The sequence below is a fragment of the Microlunatus antarcticus genome (assembly GCF_014193425.1).
Lineage (GTDB): Bacteria > Actinomycetota > Actinomycetes > Propionibacteriales > Propionibacteriaceae > Microlunatus > Microlunatus antarcticus.
This window is the reverse complement of the sequence record NZ_JACHZG010000001.1, coordinates 114743-129824: the sequence shown is the minus strand read 5'-3', so window position 1 is coordinate 129824 and position 15082 is coordinate 114743. Positions and strand designations below refer to the sequence as shown.

The following is a 15082-nucleotide window of genomic DNA, read 5'->3' as shown; positions in this document are numbered from 1 at the left end:
TCAGAGCCGAGCGCCGGTGCCGAGCGCGATCCCTCACCAGCTGCTGGTCGATCGACAAGCGCAAAGACGCAGCAACGGGGAAGACCGGCGCACGGGATGAAGCCGCCCGGCGACAGGACGCCCTGGATCGACCACGGCCCCGCGCGGGCGCGACCTCGAAGGACGGTCCGAGGAGGACGCCGCCGAGCCTGGATGGGTCTGGCGGGAGCCCGGGCGTGAAGGCACCGCACCAGGACGTCGTACGCGACGACGCCCGGGCGGATGGTTGTGAGGCGGCGTTCTCCTCGGACCGTCCGGCAGCAGAGCCTGCACCCGGACGGGACCAAAGACGAAGAGCTAAGCGGCCTTCTCGACCTGACGACCGCCACCCATGAGCAGGTCCGCCCAGGAGGTGACGTCGGGACGCTGGCGCAGCAGCTGGCGGCGCTCGCGCTCGGTCATGCCACCCCACACACCCCACTCGATGCGGTTGTCGAGCGCCTCCGAGAGGCACTGCATGCGCACGGGGCACCCCATGCACAGCTGACGGACGCGCTTCTGCTCGGAGGCCTCCGGGAACAGGGCGTCTTCCATGCCCCGGCACTTGGCGTCCATGGTCCAGTCGGCGTGCGTGATGGCAGACATGCTGGTTCTCCCCTTGTGGTTGTGGCTGTCGACCCGGGCTATCCCCGGCCCATGCGGGTCGACTGCTGAATCGTACGAACGTCGTGCCTGTTACGCCACTCTTTCTAAGAAACTGATGAGATCGTGACGATATCTTGATTTCGTTGCCCACGATCCTCTGGATTGCCTCTCGTACAAAATTTCTCCACGAGACCTCCCGCCGCCCCGGGAGCGGGTGTGCAACGATCCGGAGTTGCTCTGCGCGGGGTTGCGCCGGGGCCACCCGGCTCACGTACCCTCACGAGGTGCCCAGTCCAAAACGTGTCGGGAGCGTGGCGTACTCGCTGACGATGTTCGCCATCGTCAGCGTGCTCGCCGGCGTCCTCGTGGCCGGCCTCTTCGTCCCCTACGCCGGCCTCGCCGGGATGGGGAGCAAGGCCGCGGCCGACGAGCTGAACAGCCTGCCGACCGAGCTCGCGACGCCCACGCCGCCCACCCGCTCGACGGTCTACATGGCTGACGGCAAGGTGCTGGCCCACTTCTTCGCCGAGAACCGCATCGCCGTCCCCCTGGACAAGATCGCGCCGGTCATGCGCCAGGCGCAGCTGGCGATCGAGGACCACCGCTACTACGAGCACGGTGCGCTCGACGTCAAGGGCACGCTGCGCGCCCTCGTCCGCAACTCCACGAGCACGGACGGTACGCAGGGTGGGTCGTCGATCACCCAGCAGTACGTGAAGATGGTGCAGATCGAGGCCTGCCAGACCAAGGGCTCCTCGGCCGCCGTGACGAAGAAGTGCGTCGACGACTCACGGGCGCCCACGATGGAGCGCAAGGTCCGCGAGCTGCGCTACGCCATCGCGCTGGAGAAGCGGCTCACCAAGGACCAGATCCTCTCGAACTACCTCAACATCGCCTACTACGGCGACGGGACGTACGGCGTCGAGGCCGCCGCGCGCCACTTCTACAACACCTCGGCGGCCAAGCTCACCCTGCCGCAGGCGGCCATGCTCGCCGGGCTGGTGCAGAACCCCGACGCGAACAACCCGATGAACAACAAGCCCGCCGCGCTGGACCGCCGCGACGTGGTGATCAACCGCATGGCCGAGCTCGGGCTGATCACGCCGGCGCAGGTCAAGTCGGCCAAGGCGCAGGGCTTCAGCACCAAGGCCGTGAAGCCGATCATCAAGGGGTGCCAGGGCACCCGCTTCCCGTTCCTGTGCGACTACGTCAAGCGCAGCCTCGAGCTCGAGCCGAGCCTGGGTGACAACATCACCGAGCGCGACAACACGCTCAACCGGGGCGGGCTGAAGATCTACACCGCGATCGACCCGAAGACCCAGAGCATGGCGCAGAAGAAGGTCAGCGCCTTCGTCGGGTCGAAGGACCCGCTGATCTCGACCATGAACATGATCCAGCCGGGCACCGGCCTGATCCTGGCCTCGGCGCAGAGCCGACCGGTGATGGGCTCGAAGAAGGGCCAGACCTACTGGAACCTCTCCGCGCCGACCGAGATGGGTGGCATCCAGGGCTACCAGGCCGGCTCGACCTTCAAGGCCTTCACCCTCGCCGCCGCGCTGGAGAAGGGCATCCCGATCAGCAAGAAGTTCAACGCGAAGTCGCCCTACAACTTCAGCGGCAAGTCGTTCGACACCTGCGACGGCCGCAAGAAGGTCTACGGGACCTGGAAGGTCAAGAACTCGGTCGGGCACAGCAAGAAGATCGGCATGACCGAGGCGGCCGAGTGGTCGGTGAACACCTACTTCGTGCAGCTCGAGCTGGCGACCGGCATGTGCGGGGTCACCAAGATGGCGCAGAAGACCGGCGTGGACGTCGGGCACCAGATCGGGGCGCCCTCGGTCAACATCGTGAAGAAGTACCAGGACAAGCCGTCGTTCACCCTCGGCACCGTCGAGGTCAGCCCGCTGTCGATGGCCGAGGCGTACGCGACCTTCGCCTCGGGCGGCATCCACTGCAACCCGATCATCGTCTCCAAGATCGTCGACCGTAAGGGCAAGCAGCTGGCGACCCCCAGCGGCGACTGCAAGCGGGTCATGGACAAGGACGTCGCCGACGGGGTCAGCAAGGTCCTCAAGGCCGTGATCAACAAGGGCACCGGCACCCGGGCCCTCGTCCGCGACGGGCGTGACCAGGCCGGCAAGACCGGGACGATCGACAGCGCCGAGGCCGTCTGGTTCGCGGGCTACACCCCCGAGGTCGCCGGCGTCGCGATGATCTCGATCGACAACCAGAAGAAGCCCTTCATGAAGGGCAAGTCGGGCTTCCGCAAGAACGGCGTCACGGGCTACCGCGTGCCGTCGACCGGGAAGTACCTCGAGGGCTCGGGCTCGGGCGACTCCGGCCAGTACATCTGGAAGCCCGTCATGCAGGAGTACTTCAAGCAGGTCCCGCGCACCAAGTTCGACGACCCGCCCAAGCGCATCGAGACCGGCAAGAAGGTCACGGTCCCCTACACCGGCAACCTGAGCCTGTCGTCGGCGACCAAGAAGCTGCAGAAGGAGGGCTTCAACGTCGAGACCGAGTACCGCTACAGCAACCGGCCGAAGTACTCCTTCATCGGCTGGTCGGCGGGGGCGGGCAGCCGGGTGTCGGAGTTCAGCACGATCTACAAGCTGGTGAGCAAGGGCAAGGACCCGGCGATCGAGAAGGCCAAGAAGGCGGCCAAGAAGAAGGCCGAGGAGAAGAAGAAGAAGGACGAGAAGGACAAGAAGGACGGCGGCTAGCCCGCCCGAGCAGACGAACGAGGCCGGTCCCCGGAAGGGGGCCGGCCTCGTTGCTGACGGGGTGGAGCGTGGGCGGTGCGTCAGCCGGCGAGCTGGCGCCGTACCTCGGCGGCGACGGCGCCCCCGTCGGCCCGGCCCTTGGTCCGGGGCGTCACCAGGCCCATGACCTTGCCCATGCCCTTCGGGCCGAGCTCGGCGGCGCCGGCCTCCGTGATGGCGTCGCGGACGACCGCGCTGATCTCCTCGGGCGTCAGGGCCTGCGGGAGGTAGTCGGCGAGGACGTCGGACTCGGCCTGCTCCTTGGCGGCGAGCTCCGGGCGTCCGGCGGAGGTGAAGGCCTCCTGCGACTCGCGCCGCTTCTTCGCCTCCCGGACGACCACGTCGAGCACCTGCTCCTCGCTCAGCTCGCGCGCCTCCTTGCCGGCCACCTCGGCCTCGCTGATGGCGGCGATCACCATCCGGATGGTGCCGGAACGCACCTTGTCCCGGCTGCGCATGGCGGCGGTGAGGTCGGTGCGGAGACGCTCCTTGAGCGGGGTCGACGTGTCGGACATGCCGCCCAGTCTGGCAGCCCGGTGCGAGAGCCCGTACGGGTTTGGCGTCGCGGAGCAGGCGGGCGGAGGCCGTCGCGCCTGTACCGTGAACCCGTGCCCACCGCTTCCGTCGTGGCGCGCCGCGGGCTCCAGGGCCTCGGCGTCGCCGGCCTCCTCGGGGCGGGGACGCTCGCCTACGCCGGGCTGTACGAGGTCGAGTCCTACCGGCTGCGCCGCGTCTCGGTCCCGGTGCTGCCGGCCGGCGCCCGCGACATCCGCGTGCTGCACCTGTCGGACATCCACATGACGCCGAGCCGGACGAAGCGGCAGCGCTGGCTCACCGAGCTGTCCGGCCTCGAGCCCGACCTCGTCGTGGACACCGGGGACAACCTCGCGCACCCGGACGCCGTGCCCTTCGTGGTCCGCAGCCTCGGCCGCCTGCTGGACCGTCCGGGCGTCTACGTCTGGGGGTCGAACGACTACTTCGCGCCGTCGTTCAAGAACCCGTTCCGCTACCTCACGCAGCGCGGCAAGACGCCCAACCAGCACCCCGAGCGCGAGCTGCCGTGGGTCGACCTCGGCGAGGCCTTCACCCGGCGCGGCTGGGACGACCTCACCCACACCACGACCACGATCGAGATCGAGGGCGTCCGGCTCGGGTTCCGGGGCACCGACGACGCGCACCTGCGCCGCGACCACTACGCCGAGGTCGCCGGGCCCGTCGACTGGAGCGAGGTCGACGTGGCCATCGGGGTGACCCACGCGCCGTACTTGCGGGTGATCGACGCGATGACGGCCGACGGGATGGACCTCGTCCTCGCCGGGCACACCCACGGCGGCCAGGTCGCCGTGCCCGGCTACGGCGCGCTGGTCACGAACTGCGACCTCGACACCCGCCGGGTCAAGGGCCTGTCGCAGAACACGGCAGGCGGCCGAACGTCCTGGATGCACGTCTCGGCGGGCCTGGGGACCTCCCCGTACGCGGCGGTGCGCTTCGCCTGCCCGCCCGAGGCGACGCTCCTGACGCTCACGCCCAAAACCTGAGCGGGCGGCGGGTCCACAGACCTTGATGGGCTAGACTCTGGGAGGTCCGCAAGGGTTGGATCACGGGGTGTGGCGCAGCTTGGTAGCGCGCTTCGTTCGGGACGAAGAGGTCGCAGGTTCAAATCCTGTCACCCCGACCGTGTGTGTTGGTTGGAGAAGTTAGCTGGCTGTACGATTCATTCGTTTGAGGAGAGCTTGCCCCGAAGGGCAGGCTCTCCTTTTTCCTCTACACAGACCGGCAGTGCCATGAATCTACTCGAGCTGGCATTCACTCGCGTCTAGCTTTAGCATTCAGACGGAGAAGCTCAGTTGGATAATCAACTTGGGCTATCGGCAGCTGGGGCGGCACCGCCACACGCAGATTGAAATTAGCGCGAAGGGTCTATTGTGAGCGACGAGAACGCTGAGGAGACAGACGCCGAACTCACCCTTCCGGCTGGCATAACTGCCGCTCAGGTCAATCAGGCGATCCTCCGCTCCGGGTATCCGCTTCAGACCGTGGTCACTCATAAGGTGAGCGCGATCGACGGGCTTGTTTCGAAATCAGAGTGGGGCTTTCGCGACCGGTTCTCTGGTGAAATGCGTGCGATAGATTTACAATGCTTTGTCGATCTCTCCGATGGCGACCCCAATAGGTACAGGGTCCGTCCGGGAGTAGCCGCACTGATCGAGTGCAAGCGCTCCGAGTTGCCCTATGTGTTCTTCTCGGAAGCGACAGTGCCTTTCGGCAACTTCCCGGTCGTGGCAGGGTTGCGGAGCGACGACTTGGAGTTTAAGACAGACGATGATCGATCAACCTGGGCGCTGCCGATCTTACAATCCTTCGACCTCACGTGGCATGACTTTGTGCGTTCGGCGGCCTCTTGCACGACCTTAAGCAAATGTGAGCGGAGTAAGGGGAAGGATCTCGTTTTGTCGGGATCAGACGCCTACCAGTCGCTCGTCATGCCTTTACGCAGCGCAGTCGAACACTACTGCTCATCAATTAAGCCGACCAACCAGCCTTACTACTTCGACGCACACTTAGTGCTCGGAATCGCCGTTCTGGATGCACCAATGCTTGCTGCCACCATCGGGAGCGACGGTCAGCTCGCATTGAGCAACGTTCAGTGGCAAAGACTTTGGCGAAACGAGCCCGTGAGTGGGACTGAGTTTGCTCGCGAGCACGGAGAGACATCCGCCATCGACATCGTCCACGTAGACTTTTTGGACGAGTATCTGCAGAGCCATCTACTACCGTTTGGTCGCGCGTTCGCAGAACTCGCGCAGACGCATGCCGAGGAACTTGCCAGTGGGCGGGCGTTTGCACGAGGTATGGGCGAAAACTCTTTCACTGGTATCGCAGAGCGTATGGAACCTCGATCGGCACCGCTCCCGCCGCCCCCAGTTAGGGTTACGCACAGCGCCCCGCGAGCCTCGATCAATCTAGCCGTAGATCTAGTGAAACTCGTCAGGTCGAATCTGCGTACTCGATGTGCCCGCAGAAAGTTGTGACTTGACGCCCGACTTGCTGCCAAATGCTTCCGCAGAGTCGAGCGAGCACAGATTAGGGCTGCGCCGGCAGCAGGTGCATCTAGCAGTCGTCATCGCGACTATGGTCTCATTTGCAAAGACCTGGATTGTAGTGGTAACTCTTTGGGCGGTGGCGCCACACTTTTAATCACAGCTTCAAGAGGCTCTGCTCAGCCTTCGCTATCTCACGGGACGAGTTGGTTCGATTACCACCGCACAGTCCCGACCGTGTGGCGCCTCCCGAGGGCACCAGTCGCCGCGAGGCTCAGAGTTCGCGTTGCAGCAGCCGCCCCATCCGGGTGACGCCCTCCACCAGACGCTCGTCCGGGACGCCGGAGAAGCTCATCCGGGCGTGGTTCGGCTCCTGTCTCACCGGGAAGAACGTCGCCCCCGGCACGTACGCCACCTTGGCCTCCGGCAGCAGCACGCGCTTGAGGAAGTCGGCGGCGTCGAAGCGCTGTCCTGAGCCTGTCGAAGGGCCGTCCGGGAACGTCAGCCACACGAACAGCCCGCCCTCCGGCCGCGTCCGCAGCACCGCGTCCGGGAACGTCGCGTCCATCGTCGCGAGCATCAGGTCGCGCTTGTGGCGGTAGACCGGCAGCGCCCTGGCCAGGTGCGCCTCGAGGTCGTACGCCTCCAGGTACGCGGCGGTGGCGGCCATGTTGAGGGTGCTGTTCTGGGTGTCGGCGGCCAGCTTGAGCAGACCGAGGCGCTCGACGACGTCGGGGCTCCCGGTCGCCCAGCCGAGGCGCAGGCCCGGCGCCAGGATCTTGGAGAAGCTGCCGAGGTGCAGCACGCGCCCCTCGGTGTCCAGGCTGAGCAGCGTCGGCAGCGACGCGCCCTCGTAGCGGTGGGAGCGGTAGGGCGTGTCCTCGACGACCAGCAGGTCGTGCTCGTTGGCGAGCTCGAGGAGGCGGTGGCGACGTTCCAGGGCGAGGGTGGCACCGGTCGGATTCTGGAAGTCGGGGACCGTGTAGAGCAGGCGCGCGCCGGGGTGCTGCTCCAGGACCCGCGCCAGGTCGTCCGTGTCCATGCCGTCGGCGTCGGTGCGCACGGGGGCGTACGTCGGCTCGGTCGGCGCGAAGGCGATCAGCGCGCCCAGGAACGTCGGGTTCTCGGTGACGATGACGTCACCGGGGTCGACGACGAGCTTGGCTGCGAGGTCGAGCCCCTGCTGCCCGCCCTGGATGATCAGGACGTCGTCCGCCGTCCGCGGAGCCCCGTCGCGGGTCAGCCGCTCGGCGACCTGCTGGCGGAGCACCGGCAGCCCGTTGGAGGTCGTGTACTGCAGCGCCTCGGCGTGCTCGCGCACCAGGAGGTGGGCGTACACGGAGGCGAGCTCCTCGACCGGGAAGAGCGAGGCGTCGGGGTAGCCGCCGCCGAACGAGGTGACGCTGGGGTCGGCCCCGAGCCGGAGCAGCTCGCGGATCGCCGAGGGGCGGACGCCGCTCATGCGGCGGGCGAGGTGGAAGGGCGGGACGCTCACGAGAAGCTCAGCCGGCTGTCGCGGCCGTCGCGCAGCGCGGCCAGGTGCTCGTCGAGGTTGAGGTGGTCGAAGAGCGACTCCCCGCCCTCGATCGCGGCGCGCAGCGCCTCCTCCCGCGTCTGGATCGCCTCGGCCCCGTCGAGAGCGGCGGCGATCTCGGCCGGGGACCCGACCACCACGCCGTCGTCGTCGGCCAGGACGAGGTCGCCCGGGCGCACCTCGACGCCCCCGAGGGTCAGGGTGACGTCGCCCGACGGGACCGCTCGGGCCGGGCACGCCCGCGGACTGACCCCGGTGGCGAAGAACGGCAGGGCCAGCTGCCGCAGCGTCCGGCTGTCCCGGCAGAGCCCGTGGACGACGATCCCGGCGAGCCCGCGGCGCAGCGCCTCGGTGGCGAACAGCTCGCCCGCGATCGCGCGCTCGGGGTCGCCGGCCACGACGAGGACGTCCCCCGGCCCGGCTGAGGCCAGGCCCACCAGGACGGGCACCAGGTCACTCTGGGCGTCGACGGTGACCGCACGACCGGCTAGGCGCGATCCAGGGCGGACGGGGCGGATCTCCGCCGGCAGCACGCGTAGACCCGGGCCTGCGTCCGCGAGCGAGGTCGTGTCGACGCGCGCCAGGCGTGCCAGCAGGTCGGTGGTGGACGGGTCCTCGTCGGGCACGGTTCTCCTCGGGTTGTTCCTCGGCTCAGCAGCGTAGAGCGCGGGTCTCGTCGAACGTGTGTTCGAAACTGTCAGTGGGCCTCCGTAGGTTGAAGCCGTGGAGTTCGAGGGCGGTGAGAGCGGTGCGGCGGTGCCCGTCGACGACGCTCTCGACGACTTCGTCGGGGCGCTCGACCGGCTGATCGGGGTCGTGGAGGCCGGCGGGTTGGACGGCTTCGACGGCGTGGGGCTGGTCGGGTTCCTGCAACGCTTCGAGCAGACGCGGAACCGGATGTCCCTGGTCGACCACCGTGCGGTCCGGGTCGCGGAGACGGTCCGGCTGTCAGAGACGGTCGGGCAGCCGAATCTGGCCGCCACCCTCGCCTGGGTGCTGCGCCTCTCTCGCGGTGAGGCGTCCCAGCGGGTTCGGGCCACCGAGGCCGTGGGTGAGCGGGTCGCGATGACCGGCGAGGAGCTCGGGCCGTTGCGGCCAGCCCTCGCTGCGGCGCAGCGGGCCGGGGACGTGAGCCCCGAGCAGGTCGATGTGTGCGTCCGCGCGCTGGAGGGTGTGGACCGGCGCGGCTTCGACCCGGCCGATCTCGATCTCGGCGACCGGCTCCTCGCCGAGTACGCCGTGACGTTCGGGCCGAAGGAGCTGCGGGTGATCGCTCAGCAGGTCGTCGACCGGATCGACCCCGACGGCACCGTCCCGGCCGAGCAGCTCAACTCTGAACGGCGCCACCTCGCGTTCCGCAAGCTCACCGACGGCATGTACGCCGTCGAGGGCCGCCTGACCGGTGAGCTCGGCGCCAAGCTCCACGCCGTCCTCGGCCCGTTGGCCAAGCCACGGTTGGAGACGGTGGTGCTGGAGGACGGCCGCACCGTGGACGGGCCCGACCCGCGCCATCACGGCCAGCGCACCCACGACGCGCTGGTTGATGTGTGCGACCGGCTCCTGCGCTCCGGGACGCTGCCCGACTCCGGCGGCACCCCCGCGACCGTGATCGTCATCATCCCGGAGGACGACCTACAGGCCCGCGCCCGGTGGGGTGTGACCAGCGAAGGCACGATGCTCTCGACCGAGACGATCGTGAGGCTCGCCGACCAGGCCGACGTCTACCCCGCCGTCCTGACCAGGACGGGCGTCGTCCTCCAGCTCGGCCGCACCCGACGCCTCGCGAGCAACGGGCAGACCGTCGCCCTGATCGCCCGCGACGGCGGCTGCTCGTTCCCGGGCTGCGACCGACCACCCGAGTGGTGCGAACGCCACCACGTCACCGAATGGAGCCAAGGGGGCAGGACGGATCTGCACAACCTGACCCTGTTGTGCGCGTGGCACCACCACAACTTCGCCGCCCGCGGCTGGACCTGCGTCATGGTCGACGACCTGCCCGCCTGGATCCCACCCACGTGGGTCGACCGTGAACAGCGGCCCGTGCTCAACGCCCGCATCCTCGCCCGACAACGCGGACTCGGACTCAGGTGCTGAGGATGAGGTGGCATGGACGGCGTCGCCGGCCTGCCCGCGTGATGCCACGATGAACCCCACCTTGCCTCCGGACTGCCGAAGGGGACCCCATGCACCGGCGCCCGACCCGCACCTCGACCGCTGCCCTGCTCTCGACCGCCGCCCTGCTTCTGGCGACGGGTGCGTGCGCGCCCCAGGACGACGCCCCCGCGGCCTCCGCGGCCGCGACGCCGGCCAGCTGCACCCCGGACCAGCTGGGCACCGTCAAGCCCGGCACCTTCACCGTGGGCACGGACAAGCCGGCGTACGGGCCGTGGTTCGCCGACGACGAGCCCTCGAACGGCAAGGGCTTCGAGTCGGCGGTCGCGTACGCCGTCGCCGGCAAGCTGGGCTACGACCGGGCCACGGTCACGTGGACGGTCGTCCCGTTCACCAGCGCGTACGCGCCCGGGGACAAGGCCTTCGACGTCGACATCAACCAGGTGTCGATCACCGACGCCCGCCGTAGCGCCGTCGACTTCTCCTCGCCGTACTACTCCGTGACCCAGACCGTCGTCACGACCAAGGGCTCCCCGATCGACGGCGTCACCACCGTCGCCGGGCTCCAGGGGGCCAAGCTCGCCGCGCAGGTGGGGACGACGTCGTACACCGCCATCCAGGACCAGATCAGGCCGACGAAGACCGCGGCGGTGTACGACACCAACGACCTCGCGATCCAGGCGCTCAAGAACGGCCAAGTCGATGGAGTCGTCGTCGACCTGCCCACCGGTTTCTACGCCGTGGCGGCCCAGCTCGACGACGGCGTCATCGTCGGCCAGCTGCCCCAGGGAGCGGGCGCGGCCGACCAGTTCGGGATGGTGCTGGCCCAGGGCAGCGCCCTCACGTCGTGCGTGTCGCAGGCCGTGGACGCCCTGCGGGCCGACGGGACGCTGGCGGGGCTGGAGAAGACGTGGCTGGCGGGCACCGACGGCGCGCCGCAGCTCTCCTGACCGGGGTCCGGACGTCGTGACGCTGCCGTCGGTGTGGCAGCCGTCGCCGCTGCAGCAGCAGCGCGAGGACTACCGGCGCCGACGGGCACGGCGCTCCTCCCTGGTCGCGCTGGGAAGCACGCTCCTCGTCGGGCTGGTGCTGGTCCTCGGCGTCGGCGCGACCCCCGGCTGGCCCCGCGTGCGGGAGACGTTCTTCGACCCGGCGCGCGGCTGGGCCGCCCTGCCCGCCGTCGCCACCGGACTGTGGCTGAACGTCCGCGTGATGCTCGTCTGCGGCGTCCTGATCGCCGTGCTCGGGCTGCTCGTCGCCGTGCTGCGGACGCTGCGCGGCCCGGTCTTCCTGCCCGTCCGGCTGCTCGCGACCGCGTACACCGACCTGTTCCGGGGGCTGCCGCTGCTCCTGGTGATCTTCCTGCTCGGGTTCGGCGTGCCCGCCCTCCGCCTGCAGGGGGTGCCGAACGACGCCGTGATCTGGGGTGGCGCGGCACTCGTCCTCACCTACACGGCGTACGTGGCCGAGGTCTTCCGCGCCGGCATCGAGTCGGTCCACCCGTCGCAGTGGGCGGCCTCCCGCTCGCTCGGCCTGTCCTACCCGCAGACGCTCCGCTTCGTCGTCCTGCCCCAGGCGATCCGCCGCGTCGTGCCCGCGCTGCTGAACGACCTGGTGAGCCTGCAGAAGGACTCCGGGCTGATCGCCGTGCTCGGGGTCATCGACGCGATCCGCGCGGCGCAGATCGAGACCGCGACGGACTTCAACTTCACCCCGTACGTCGTCGCCGGGCTCCTGTTCGTGGTGCTGACGATCCCGCTGGCCCGGCTGACCGACTGGGTCGCCCGTCGGCAGGGCTGGCTGGGCGCGACCGGGGCCGCCCGATGAGCTCCCCGGCCATCCCGGCGCAGCCCCTGCTGTCGGCCCAGGGGCTGCGCAAGGCCTTCGGTCCCCAGGTCGTGCTCGACGGCCTCGACCTCGAGGTCGGCGCGGGCGAGTGCGTCGTGCTGATCGGCGGGTCGGGCTCGGGCAAGTCCACGCTGCTGCGGTGCCTCAACCTGCTCGAGACGGTCGACGACGGGCAGATCCTGCTCGAGGGCACCGACATCAGCGACCCCCGTGCCGACGTCGACGCGGTGCGGTCGCGGATCGGCATCGTCTTCCAGGCGTTCAACCTGTTCCCGCACCTCACGGTCCTCGACAACGTCACGCTGGCCCCCGTCCGCGTGCACCGGGTGCCGCGGGCCGAGGCCCGGGCCCGGGGGCTCGAGATGCTCGTGCGGGTCGGCCTGGCGGACAAGGCCGCGATGCTCCCCGACCAGCTCTCCGGCGGCCAGCAGCAGCGGGTGGCCATCGCCCGCGCGCTCGTGCTCCGGCCGGCGCTGATGCTCCTCGACGAGGTCACGTCGTCGCTCGACCCCGAGCTCGTCGGCGAGGTCCTGGGCCTGCTGCGCGAGCTGCGGTCGGACGGCATGACCATGGTCATCGCGACCCACGAGATGTCCTTCGCCCGCCAGGTCGCCGACACCGTCTGCTTCCTCTCCGGCGGCCGCGTGCTCGAGTCCGGCCCGCCGGAGCAGGTCTTCACGGCTCCCAGGACCGAGCGGCTCCGCGACTTCCTGGCGGCGCTGACCCCGTACGCCCCGTCAGCGGACGAACCGAGGGGTCAGGAACCCGACGGCCGGTAGCGGGCCGGGCGGTCCACCCGTCCGTCGCCCGGGGTGGCCGCGGTGGTGAGGCACTGCTTCAGCTGTTGCACGCCCGCGCTCGGCTGGGACACCGCACCGGCCGGCAGGGGCACCGCCGCCTCGACGCCGACGAGGAGGCCCTTCGCGTACGCCTCCTCGGTCGCGATGCTCATCGCCTTCGTGGTGCTGCCGCCGCTCTTGGCGCCCGCCTCGTTGTAGACCCACGGGACCTTCGCCAGCAGCTGGACGATCGCCAGGTTGCCCGGTTCGAGGGGCGCCCGGCCGGTGTAGGTGTTCTCCCGGACGCCGACCGTCCGGCCCTGGGCCTTCGTGCGCTCGCGGGCGATGGCCTCCGCCGCCTTCTCGCTCGCCTGCGCGACCTCGGCGTCGGAGAAGACCGTGCGCTTGCTCCCCGTCCCGCGGTACATCGCGTGGTAGTCGCCGTCGTGCCTGATCCCCCGCTGCGAGTACGTCGCCTGGAAGGCCGGGCCCTGCGAGTGGTCGTCGTGCACGCTGACGGCCAGCGCGGCCTTCGCGTCGTTCGCGATCTTCGCCCGGGCGACGAGCCCGACGCTGTCGAGCGCCTTCGTCTTGGTCAGCGCGACCCGGTAGCCGTCGGCCCGGAGGCCCTTGCCCACGCAGACGCTGATGTCGAACATCTCGTAGATCTCGGGGTAGTTCGGGTAGTCGATGTCGCGCAGGCCGGACGCGGCGTCCGTGCTGCTGATCGACTTCCCGCTGTGCCCGGGGTCGAGGACGACCAGCGGCGCGACGGCGGTTGTCGACGGGGTCGCGCTCGGCGTCGGCACCGCGGTCGCGAGCGGCGTCGCCGCAGGGGTGGGGACGGCCAGCACGCTCGGGCTCGGGGACGGGCTGGGGCTCGCCGTCTGCGGCTCGGGCGAGAAGACCGTCTGGGGCGGGGTCGGCAGCAGGGGTCGGGCGACCGGCTCGGCGGACCCGCACCCGGCCAGGACGAGCGTCACGGCAAGCGCCAGCAGAGCCCCGGCTCCGCCTCGCGCCGCCACGAGGCCTGCCTCAGCGACCGGTCCCGGCGTACACGACCGCCTGCTCGGTGGCGTCGAGGCCGAACGCGGTGTGCGCGGCGGCGACCGCCCGGGCGACGTCGTCCTGGCCGACCACGACCGAGATGCGGATCTCCGAGGTGGAGATCATGCCGATGTTGACGCCCGCGGCGGCGAGCGCCGAGAAGAACTTGGCCGTGACGCCCGGGTGCGACCGCATGCCGACGCCCACGACCGACACCTTGCCGATCTGGTCGTCGTAGAGCAGGTCGGTGAAGCCGATCGACTCCTTCAGCGCGTTCAGCACCGCGACCGCCGTGGCGCCGTCGGACTTCGGCAGGGTGAAGGAGATGTCGGTGCGGGAGGTCTGCACCGCCGACACGTTCTGCACGATCATGTCGATGTTGATGTCGGTCGCGGCGACGGCCTCGAAGATCCGGGCGGCCTCACCGATCTGGTCGGGGACCCCGACGATCGTGATCTTGGCTTCCTTGGTCTCGTGCGCGACGCCGGAGATGATCGCCTGCTCCACCATGCCTCCTTGATGCTGCTCGGACGGGTCGACGGGCACGCGGTCGCGGACCCAGGTGCCGGGGAGGTGCGAGAACGACGAGCGCACGTGCACGGGCACCCGCTCGCGCCGCGCGTACTCGACGCAGCGCAGGTGCAGGATCTTGGCCCCGCACGCCGCCATCTCGAGCATCTCCTCGTACGAGATCTCGGGGATCCGCTGGGCGCTCGGCACGATGCGCGGGTCGGCGGTGTAGATCCCGTCGACGTCGGTGTAGATCTCGCAGTAGTCCGCCCCCAGCGAGGCGGCGAGCGCGACGGCGGTGGTGTCCGAGGCGCCGCGCCCGAGGGTCGTCACGTCCTTGGTGTCCTGCGCGACGCCCTGGAAGCCGGCCACGATGACGATGTGGTCCTCGTCGAGGGCCTTGGTGATCCGGCCCGGGGTGATGTCGATGATCCGGGCGTTGCCGTGCGTGCCGGTGGTGATGATGCCCGCCTGCGACCCGGTGAGCGAGCGCGCGTGCATCCCCTGGTCGGCGATCGCCATGGCCAGCAGCGCGGCGCTCATACGCTCGCCCGCGGTGAGCAGCATGTCCAGCTCGCGGGGCGGCGGCTGCGGGGACACCCGGAGCGCGAGGTCCATCAGCTCGTCGGTGGTGTCGCCCATGGCCGAGATGACGACGACGACGTCGTGGCCCTGCTGCTTGGTCGCGACGACGCGCTTGGCGACCCGCTTGATCGCCTCGGCGTCGGCGACCGACGAGCCGCCGTACTTCTGCACGACCCTCAACGCAGACCCTTCCGACGTGACCGGGATGGCGGCCGCACCCCTCGGGCGCCGACCGCGCGC

At 69.6% G+C, this 15082-nt stretch carries 13 protein-coding genes and 1 tRNA gene; 8 read left to right on the top strand and 6 right to left on the bottom strand.

The annotated features are described in order from the left end of the window. Positions 1-336 precede the first annotated feature (336 nt). Complete coding sequence (locus FHX39_RS00655) at positions 337-624, bottom strand: WhiB family transcriptional regulator (RefSeq protein ID WP_183335909.1); 288 nt, start codon at positions 622-624, stop codon at positions 337-339. A 311-nt stretch (positions 625-935) separates the two neighbouring features. On the opposite strand from FHX39_RS00655, the gene FHX39_RS00650 reads away from it, so the two are divergent. Then, positions 936-3347 carry a transglycosylase domain-containing protein gene (locus FHX39_RS00650; protein ID WP_332836592.1) on the top strand — a complete coding sequence of 804 codons (2412 nt, stop codon included), beginning with the start codon at positions 936-938 and terminating at the stop codon, positions 3345-3347. 80 nt (positions 3348-3427) lie between these two features. Here FHX39_RS00650 and FHX39_RS00645 read toward each other — a convergent pair whose 3' ends face one another. Next, positions 3428-3901, bottom strand: coding sequence for a GatB/YqeY domain-containing protein (locus FHX39_RS00645; protein WP_183335907.1), 474 nt, complete (start codon positions 3899-3901; stop codon positions 3428-3430). 93 nt (positions 3902-3994) lie between these two features. On the opposite strand from FHX39_RS00645, the gene FHX39_RS00640 reads away from it, so the two are divergent. The 3 genes from FHX39_RS00640 to FHX39_RS00630 all read left to right on the top strand — a co-directional run bounded on the left by FHX39_RS00640 (position 3995) and on the right by FHX39_RS00630 (position 6418). Continuing rightward, complete coding sequence (locus FHX39_RS00640) at positions 3995-4924, top strand: metallophosphoesterase (protein ID WP_183335906.1); 930 nt, start codon at positions 3995-3997, stop codon at positions 4922-4924. Positions 4925-4987: 63 nt separating this feature from the next. Then, positions 4988-5061: transfer RNA gene (locus FHX39_RS00635), tRNA-Pro, on the top strand. A gap of 250 nt (positions 5062-5311) precedes the next feature. After that, positions 5312-6418: a hypothetical protein gene (locus tag FHX39_RS00630; protein ID WP_183335905.1), complete on the top strand. Its 1107-nt coding sequence runs from the start codon at positions 5312-5314 to the stop codon at positions 6416-6418. 283 nt (positions 6419-6701) lie between these two features. Here the strand turns inward: FHX39_RS00630 and FHX39_RS00625 are convergent, their stop codons facing one another. Together FHX39_RS00625 and FHX39_RS00620 are read right to left on the bottom strand one after the other, a co-directional pair. After that, complete coding sequence (locus FHX39_RS00625; protein WP_332836591.1) at positions 6702-7922, bottom strand: aminotransferase-like domain-containing protein; 1221 nt, start codon at positions 7920-7922, stop codon at positions 6702-6704. Then, positions 7919-8587, bottom strand: coding sequence for an RraA family protein (locus FHX39_RS00620; RefSeq protein WP_183335904.1), 669 nt, complete (start codon positions 8585-8587; stop codon positions 7919-7921). Before FHX39_RS00620 ends, FHX39_RS00625 begins: the two co-directional genes overlap by 4 nt. A gap of 97 nt (positions 8588-8684) precedes the next feature. On the opposite strand from FHX39_RS00620, the gene FHX39_RS00615 reads away from it, so the two are divergent. From FHX39_RS00615 to FHX39_RS00605, 4 genes are all read left to right on the top strand, one after another. Continuing rightward, a complete protein-coding gene (locus FHX39_RS00615) occupies positions 8685-10055 on the top strand; it encodes an HNH endonuclease signature motif containing protein (protein ID WP_183335902.1) in 1371 nt (456 codons plus the stop codon). A gap of 89 nt (positions 10056-10144) precedes the next feature. Further along, entirely contained in the window at positions 10145-11023 is an 879-nt protein-coding gene (locus FHX39_RS20545; protein WP_198423204.1) for an ABC transporter substrate-binding protein, read from the top strand. A 31-nt stretch (positions 11024-11054) separates the two neighbouring features. Beyond that, positions 11055-11900 (top strand): amino acid ABC transporter permease, encoded by an 846-nt coding sequence (locus FHX39_RS00610; protein WP_332836590.1) that lies wholly within the window; start codon positions 11055-11057, stop codon positions 11898-11900. Continuing rightward, positions 11897-12700: an amino acid ABC transporter ATP-binding protein gene (locus FHX39_RS00605; RefSeq protein WP_183335898.1), complete on the top strand. Its 804-nt coding sequence runs from the start codon at positions 11897-11899 to the stop codon at positions 12698-12700. Before FHX39_RS00610 ends, FHX39_RS00605 begins: the two co-directional genes overlap by 4 nt. On the opposite strand, the gene FHX39_RS00600 is transcribed toward FHX39_RS00605, so the two are convergent. Next, the gene (locus FHX39_RS00600) at positions 12679-13725 is read right to left on the bottom strand and encodes an N-acetylmuramoyl-L-alanine amidase (RefSeq protein ID WP_183335896.1); all 1047 of its coding nucleotides are present in this window, start codon (positions 13723-13725) and stop codon (positions 12679-12681) included. The two genes, FHX39_RS00605 and FHX39_RS00600, sit on opposite strands and share 22 nt — an antisense overlap. 10 nt (positions 13726-13735) lie before the next feature. Next, positions 13736-15022 carry an aspartate kinase gene (locus tag FHX39_RS00595; RefSeq protein WP_183335894.1) on the bottom strand — a complete coding sequence of 429 codons (1287 nt, stop codon included), beginning with the start codon at positions 15020-15022 and terminating at the stop codon, positions 13736-13738. Between the last annotated feature and the right edge of the window lie 60 nt (positions 15023-15082).

Bases quoted from the DNA above. Each gene is read 5' to 3' on its own strand.
- FHX39_RS00655 (WP_183335909.1), bottom strand. From the start codon at position 624: ATGTCTGCCATCACGCACGCCGACTGGACCATGGACGCCAAGTGCCGG.
- FHX39_RS00645 (WP_183335907.1), bottom strand. From the start codon at position 3,901: ATGTCCGACACGTCGACCCCGCTCAAGGAGCGTCTCCGCACCGACCTC.
- FHX39_RS20545 (WP_198423204.1), top strand. From the start codon at position 10,145: ATGCACCGGCGCCCGACCCGCACCTCGACCGCTGCCCTGCTCTCGACC.
- FHX39_RS00605 (WP_183335898.1), top strand. From the start codon at position 11,897: ATGAGCTCCCCGGCCATCCCGGCGCAGCCCCTGCTGTCGGCCCAGGGG.